Below are 7,347 nucleotides of genomic sequence, written 5' to 3'. Positions count from 1 at the left end.
GGGCGGCGGGGGCGGCGGCGGAGCCGCTTCTTCCGGCGCACCGAAGTTGTACGTCACGCCACCGAGCAGGCTGTGCGAGCGGAAGCGGCCATCGTACTGGCTGCCACGCGCATCATACAGCTTGACGTTGTCGGCGTTGAAGAAGCGATACTTCAGCGAGACGTCGATGTTGTCGGTCAGCGGCGCACGGATGCCGGCCAGCGCCTGCCAGGCGAAGACGGTGTCCGAGTCGTCGAGCAGACGGTAGTTGTTCGTCGGGTCGATACGCGCCTGAACGCGCGCGACACCGGCACCACCGCCGACGAAGCCCTGCAGGCCGTCGTCCGGCCCGAAGTCGAGCAGGCCGTTGACCATGAAGCTCAGCGCCGAGGTACGGCCGCCGACATTGTTGAACGTGCCCGGGTTCGCCTGGGCCGTCGCGCTGATCGGCAGACCGGCGGTCGTGCGGAACGCGTCGAGCGACGCACGGCGATAGCCGACCTCGGTCTCGAGGCGGAACGCGCCGAAGTCGTAACCGACGACGCCATCGACATCCCAACCGTAATCGTGGTCGGCGGTGCCGGTGCCGGTACGGCTGGTCGCGGTGCCGGTGATATCCCAGTCGATATCCTCGACGATCATCGCACCGCCTTCAACGCCTACATACCACGCCTTGTCGCGCGCAAGCGCCGGCGTTGCGAGGGCGGTGGAGGCAAGCGCCATGATCATGGCAAGCTTACGCATCATAATCCCCTTTCCATGGTGTCACTACGGACAGCGCAAACTCACTATCGAAAGGATGGTTTCCGGACAAGCTGACAAATACCGGCCGGTGTGGCGCGAAAGTCACAGCCGCAATGGTTCGAAAACGGCCTTCAGATTGCAATAAGCCCATGATCTCGCAAGGTATTCAAGATGGTTGCAACGCACGAACGAATTTCACTGTCGACCGTCGAGCCACCGGTCGGCATCACGATCGCCGCGCCGCGCGGGCCGATCACCTGCTGCCCGTCCACCAGCACCCGGGCGGCCCGCACCTCGCCGCGTCGCCACGTCGTACCGTCGAACACGGCTTCCTGTCCCGTCGTCCCATGCCACGCGCGAAACCCGGCGCGGGGGGCGATGAAGCGCCAGCCGCCGGGGGTCCAGCCGGCGATGGCACCGGCATGGTCCGCCCAGTCGCCGCTCGGCGCGGTACCGACGATCCAGCACGCGCCCGGCGCCGGCGCGGCCGGCGGCGCGTTGCGCCCCACCTCCTCGACGGTCGCCTGCACCGCGATGTCCAGCAGCGCGAGCGCCTCGTTGTGCCACGTTTCCTTCTGGGCCTGCCCCGCCGCCAGCAGCGGCAGTGCCAGCCGCGCCGTATCCTCGTCGGTCATCGTCCATCTCCCTCGCTGATCATGATCTCGACCGCTGGGGACATCGCCAGCATCCCCTGCTGCCGCACCGTGGCCCGTCTCGTACCGGCGGGCAGCGTCACGACCGGTGCGTCGCTCATCAGCGGTCGAGCCTCCGCGCCGTCGCCGATCGTCACCGCATAGGCCTCGCGCTCCTCGCCCAGCGGTACCTCGAGCCCGTCGTCCCATCGCCACCCCAGCCGGCTGCGGCGGACCCAGCGCAGCGTCGTGCCGGTCGCCGTTCGCGTCGCGCGCAAGCGCACCGGCGCGGGCGGCGCGATGGACGCGCCGGTCAACAGTACCTGCGTCGCCGCCGGCTGCGCGTCGCCGCTTCCACTTGCCAGCAGCCGGATCGTCTCGCCGACCCGCGCGCGCGGCAAGACCAGCATCGCCATCGCCTCGGCCTCGACCAGCACGAAGGCGGCACCGGTCGCATGGGCCCGCGCCGCCGTTCCGCGCCGCCCGCGCAACAACGTCGTCAGCCGCCAGCGCCCCGGCCCCAGTCGCACCGCGTCCCGGAACTGCAGCAGCTCGCCGCCGACGAACGCCAGATTGCCACCGCGATCCAGTGCCGTGTCGTCGATCGACAGCAGCACCATGTCGTCGTGCGCCAGCAGCACGTCGACCGCCGTCATCCGATCGACAAGCCGTTCGCTGCCGTCACCCGCCGGCGCCGCCAGCGATCCCAGCACCGCCGGCGCGGCCGCGGCGCCCGCCGCCTCCCAGCTCGCCCCGCCGTCGTCACTCGTCAGCAGCGCCGCTCCGCGCCAGCCGGGACGGTCGCCGCTTGCGAACACCGCGATCCGCACCGTCTCGACGCGTACGTCGTCGAGCGGGGGCAGCTCGGCCGCGACCAGAACCGTGCCCGCCGCCAGCCGGTCGGGCGCCGCCCGCACCTGCCCGGCGTCGGCGGGCAGCGCGACCGGCGCGGGCGTCACCGGCAGCATGTCCAGCGTCACGCCACGCCCCTCGACCGTCACCCGCGTCGCGCGCCACGTGCCGGCGCCGCCCGGCATGGACAGCGCATCGCCGGGCGCGATGCCGATCGCGGTCGCGTCCAGCGTGACGCGCCGCGTCACCCGCGCCTGTTCCGCGCGCCGGATCGTCGCCTGCGCCACGCCGCGCGCCTGGGTCGCGTCCAGCGCGGCCGGAACATCGATCGTGACATCGCGCCACCCCGCTCCAGCGGGCCGCTGCGCCTGCTGCACCCCGATCTGATAGTCGCGCGCCGGATCGTAACACGACAGGCCAAGCTGGCGCGGCACCGTCTCGATCGGCCGGCGCAGCTCGGTCACCGCCACGTCGTCGTCCAGCGCCAGGGCCGCGCCGGCGGCATCCACCATGCGCAGCGCGTCGCCCGACGGCACCCACCACGCCCCCACGACGGTCGCCAGCGTCTCCAGCGCGCCCGCCACACTGTCGCCGGATGCCGCATAGCCATGCAACGCCGTCGCCGGCCCCGCGCCGACGATCGCCCCCGCCCCCAGTTCGCGCGCCACCGCCCCGATCGCGGGGGGCGCGCCGTCGCCGATCACCTCGAAGGTCAGCGCCGGGATGCGGTTGCCGAAATCGGCGAGCGGCAGATTCTCGAACACGGCATAGGCCAGCCCGCGATGTGCCGGCGCATGTCCCTCGATCGACGCGATCAGCGGGTCGGACACCTGCCGCTCGTCACCCCGGTACAGCCGGAACAGGGCCGGCGTCTTCCAGTCGCCGGCCGCGCCGCGCAGCAACTTGCCCTCGGCCCAGATCCGCCCGACCCCGACGATCGGCCGCGCCGACAGCGCGACCGCGAACGACGCGGCATATTGGTATCCGGTCACACTCGGCCGCCCCTTGCCGCCCCGCGCGGTGCTGCGCGTCTCGATCAGCTCGGTCGCCCAGATCACGCAGCCCGCGACGCGCATCGTCCCGAACACCTTCGGGATCTGAGCGCCATAGGAGGAAGTCTGGATCTTCAGATCCGACAGGCGCGGTCCCTGCCGCCCCTTGGGCGCGAACAGCACCTCGCGGTCGATCGCCTGTCCCACGGCCGCGCCCACGGCGGCGCCGACCGGCCCGCCGATCGCGCCGCCGACCACGGTCAGCACCAATGTCGCCATGTCAGTCTCCTTGCGGCGTCCAGCGCCACGCCCCCTCGATCGGCCACGGCACCGCGCCGGGCCGCGCCACCACGCGCCGCGCCTGCGCATCGGCGTGGATGATTCCGTCGGTGCTGCGGATCGCCAGATGCAGTTGCGCGGGCGAGACGCGGCAGAGCAGCACGTCGCCCGCCGCCGTCCCGTCACAGTGCCGCATCGCCGCCGGCACCGCCCCCGCCGGCAACACGCCGCGCGCGGTCGCGTAATCGCGCGGCAGCGCCACCGCCGCTCCCGCGTGGCGCAGCGCGACCGCGACCACGCCGACGCAATCCAGCCCCCAGGCCGGATCGCGCCCCTGCGCCCGGAAGCGCACCCCCACCAGCGCCCGCGCGGCGGCGCACACCCGCTCGCTCGGCGTCACGCGCCCGGATAGCGCGTCAGCAGGTCGATACCTGGCAGATACGGCTCGCCCCGGAAGTTCGCGACATTGCCGAACCGCGCCGCGCAGGTCGCGATCCGCCGGTCGCACCCCTCCACCACCTCCACCAGCGTCCCTGGCGCCACCACGAACGCCGGCGGCGCGCGCAGCGTCAGTACCGCCCCCTCCGACCGTTCGATCGCGCCGCTCAGCCCGGCATTCGCGCCGCCGAACCAGCGCAACACGCCCTCGGCATAGCCATTGGCGGCCGGCTCGCCGCGATCGAGCGTCACCCGTTCGCCCTCGCTTGCCACCACCCGCGCGAACCGCCGCCGCGGCGCCATCGCCACCCGACACCGCGCATCGCCCAGCGTCGCGCGGCACGTGGCGGAGGTCGCCTCGGTCACCGGCCGCTCCAGCCGCACCTGCGGCCCGCGCAGTTCGGCGGTGAACCCGTCCGCGCGCAGTTCGACCTCGCCGATCGTCCCCTCGCCCAGCGGCACCGGCACCGCGTCCGCATCGCTCCAGTCGATCGCGCTCACCATCACGCGCGCGCCGTCCCAGCGCCCGGCCAGCAGGTCGTCGCGCGCGAAGGCCGTGCCGCCCAGCGCCCCGGTCACCTCCATCGTATCGGCGTCCAGCCCCTCGCCGCGCACGATCGCCGAGGGCGTCATCCCCGGCGCCGCGCGATACGTGATCCCCGCGGCCGTCAGGTCGCGGTCGTGATCGGTCAGGGCCGCCATCACGCCATCGCGCCGCTCCACCCGCCAGCACAGCGCCTGCGCCACCAGCCGGTCGCTCATGCCTCGCGCACTTCGATCAGCGGCACCGACGGGGCATGGCCCGCCAGATGCGTGGCACGCGTCACGCTCAACCGGTCCTCGGCGAAGCGCACCGGCACGTCGAAGACGAACGAGGCAAGGACCGGAACCCCCGCCGCCGGGGCCGCATCCAACGTCACCATCCCGCCCGACGCCAGCGTGAAGGCCTGCGTCGCGACGCCGCCTACCGACACGCGCACGCTGCCCGCCACCGGCCGCGTGATCCGCCGCACCGCGTCGCCGTAGCGGCGAACCAGCGCGAAGCCGCGCGTCGCGCCGTCGCCGGTCCCGATCGGCTCGTCGGTCGCGGTCCAGTCGAACGGATCGCGCAGCCGGAACGCGCGCGCCGGCCCCTGCCGCGCGCGGAAGAACGCCAGCAACGCCGCGACATCCGCCTCGCTGCGCACCCCCGGACCCACGTCGTAGCGGGTGCGCGCCTCCGCCCAGCCGACGCGGCGCGTCTCGCGCCCGCCCGCGCTGGTCGTCACGCCCGTGGAGAAGGTCGGCGTCACCTCCGCCTCGCGCCCCAGCGCCAGCGGGAACATCACGTCGTCGAACGCCTGCACCTCATCCTCCTCCCGCCAGTAGATCACGCCGTCGCGCAGCACCTGCGGCAGCGCCCAGAGATAGACATGCGGCACGCCCCGAGCCTGCGCCGCCCCCGCCGCCGCGACGATCGCGCGCCACTGCGCCGCATCCGCGCCGCGCAGCACGAAGCCGGCGAGATAGTCCTGCCGCTCCACCGGATAGCCGAGCCGCAGCGTCGCCGCCGCCGCGCCGCGCGCGCTCGCCACCGTGTCGCCGCCGGTGACCCAGTCGTAATCTTCCAGTTGCAGCACATCGAACGCCGGCGCGGCCCAGCCCAGCGGCATGTTCATCCGCTTCGCCTCCGGCGCGCGCGCGTCCAGCACGGTCGGCAGATAGGCGAGCAGATAGGTCGTGCACCCCGGCGCCTGCGCCGTGACCGCCGCCGCCAGCCCCGCCGTCGATGCCGCCAGCGCCGCCCCCGCCCGGTCCAGCGTGGCGCGCTGCGCCGCATCCAGCGTGCCGTGCACGCTCGCGATCGCCACCGGCGCGAACGCCGTCCGGGCGCTGTCGTCATAGATGCAGGGGCGCCCGTCGCCGGGCGTCACCCACCACCACGGCTCGCCGATCTGGAAATGCGGCGCCAGCCCCGCGCCGCTCCCGATCGCCACGAACGCCGCCGCCACCGCGCGCAGGTACGCCATCGCCCCGGCGTTCGTCGGCGACAGCAGCGTGGACGGCGGCACCCAGCCGGTCAGCGCCGCACCGCCATCCGCCGCGCGCTGCTTCCACGCCGCCGGGCAATGCGCGTCGAACAATTCGTAGGACAGCGACCAGATCAGGTCGTATCCCAGCGCCTTCGCCCGCTGCGCAAGGTCGCGATGCCATGCCGCGCAGGCGACGTTCAGCGCCTCGCCCGCCGTCGTCACCATGCCGCCGGAGAGCCGGAAGTAATGGCTCATCCCGACATAGTGGACGATCGCGCCGCGATACCCCAGGTGCAGCGCGTTGCGCAGCAGCCGCGCCGGGGTCAGGTGATAGCTGTCGTCATATCCGCTCGCGATCCGCAGATCGTGCTCGGGCAGCACCGTGTCGCCGATCGCGATCACCGCGCCCGCCCCCTCGCACGCGATCGCGCTCAGCTCGGCCCAGCCCTCGACCGGCTCTGGCAGCGCCCCGCCCGCCTCGTCGTAACCCGGCGCGACCAGCGACACGAACATCCGGTCGACATCGCCCGCCCACACCGGATCGGCCTCGCCGGGCAACAGGAACCCGCCCTGCACGGTCGCGAAATCGATCGCGACCCGCGCGTCGGTCGGCGTGCCGGTCGCGTAATTCCACAGCCGCACATACCAGGCGCGGGGCTGCCCGGCGGCATCGCGGCCCTCGATCGTCAGCACCGGGCCGTGGCGCACGTCCAGCGCCAGCACGCCGGCCGAACGCCATCGGAACGACAGCCGACAGTCGCGATAGTCGCGCGCCGTGTCATAGGCGAGCAGCGGATGATCGTGCGCGTCCGCACTCTCCCAGATCACCCCGGCCAGATCGTCGCGCTGGTAGAACACCGCATCGATCCGCAGCGCGTCGGGCGCGGTCGTCGTCACCGCCGCCATCATCGGGCGCGGAAAATTGACGGTCCAGAACATCGGATCGAAGCGCGTCAGCACCCCTTCGGCGGCATGCGTGCGCGCCGCCAGCAAGCGATATCCCATCACCCCGCCTCCGTCAGCGCGTCGCGCACCGCGCGCGCCACCTGCCGGCTCGACCGCGCCATCGCCTCGGGCGCGCCGCCGCTGCCGGCATTGATCGTGATCGCCACCCGCACCTCGCGCGCGCCACCGGCACCGGGCCCGATGCCGGGCACCGCCACCTGCCCGCTGCTGGTCGGCGAGCGGGGGCCGGAGGTGTTCGTGCCGACCAGCAGCGGGCAGGTGGCGGTGCCCGGCATCGGGCCCGGTGCCGGTGGCGCGCGCGAGGTGCGGGTGGCGATCACGATCAAGCCGGCGGGCGCGGCCGCGCGCCCGCGGCGATGGCGAGGACGCGGCGCCACGGGGGGCGCACGGTCCGCGGCCCGCCGCAGGAGGGGGGGGGGCGGGGGATCGCTGAGCGGGGACGCCACAGCCAGG

At 73.4% G+C, this 7,347-nt stretch carries 7 protein-coding genes; all 7 read right to left on the bottom strand.

Translation table 11 applies throughout. The annotated features are described in order from the left end of the window. Positions 1-723, bottom strand: a 723-nt coding sequence (locus tag NS334_RS16100; RefSeq protein WP_241491999.1) for an outer membrane protein, incomplete at its 3' end; no start/stop codon positions are given. Between the two features lie 131 nt (positions 724-854). Beyond that, complete coding sequence (locus NS334_RS16095) at positions 855-1,358, bottom strand: DUF2793 domain-containing protein (protein ID WP_058756964.1); 504 nt, start codon at positions 1,356-1,358, stop codon at positions 855-857. Continuing rightward, on the bottom strand, positions 1,355-3,478 hold the full coding sequence (locus NS334_RS16090; RefSeq protein ID WP_058756963.1) for a phage tail protein: 2,124 nt from the start codon (positions 3,476-3,478) through the stop codon (positions 1,355-1,357). The genes NS334_RS16095 and NS334_RS16090 overlap by 4 nt, the downstream gene beginning before the upstream one ends. Before the next feature lies 1 nt (position 3,479). Next, positions 3,480-3,878, bottom strand: coding sequence for a hypothetical protein (locus NS334_RS16085; RefSeq protein ID WP_058756962.1), 399 nt, complete (start codon positions 3,876-3,878; stop codon positions 3,480-3,482). Beyond that, on the bottom strand, positions 3,875-4,678 hold the full coding sequence (locus tag NS334_RS16080) for a DUF2163 domain-containing protein (protein WP_058756961.1): 804 nt from the start codon (positions 4,676-4,678) through the stop codon (positions 3,875-3,877). The genes NS334_RS16085 and NS334_RS16080 overlap by 4 nt, the downstream gene beginning before the upstream one ends. Continuing rightward, positions 4,675-6,933, bottom strand: a complete 2,259-nt coding sequence (locus NS334_RS16075) for a DUF2460 domain-containing protein (RefSeq protein WP_058756965.1) — start codon at positions 6,931-6,933, stop codon at positions 4,675-4,677. The genes NS334_RS16080 and NS334_RS16075 overlap by 4 nt, the downstream gene beginning before the upstream one ends. Next, positions 6,933-7,220 carry a hypothetical protein gene (locus NS334_RS19440; RefSeq protein ID WP_058756960.1) on the bottom strand — a complete coding sequence of 96 codons (288 nt, stop codon included), beginning with the start codon at positions 7,218-7,220 and terminating at the stop codon, positions 6,933-6,935. Before NS334_RS19440 ends, NS334_RS16075 begins: the two co-directional genes overlap by 1 nt. Between the last annotated feature and the right edge of the window lie 127 nt (positions 7,221-7,347).

The sequence above is a fragment of the Sphingomonas endophytica genome (genome assembly GCF_001476895.1).
GTDB classification, from domain to species: Bacteria; Pseudomonadota; Alphaproteobacteria; order Sphingomonadales; family Sphingomonadaceae; genus Sphingomonas; species Sphingomonas endophytica_A.
This window is presented reverse-complemented; position numbering and strand designations above follow the sequence as displayed.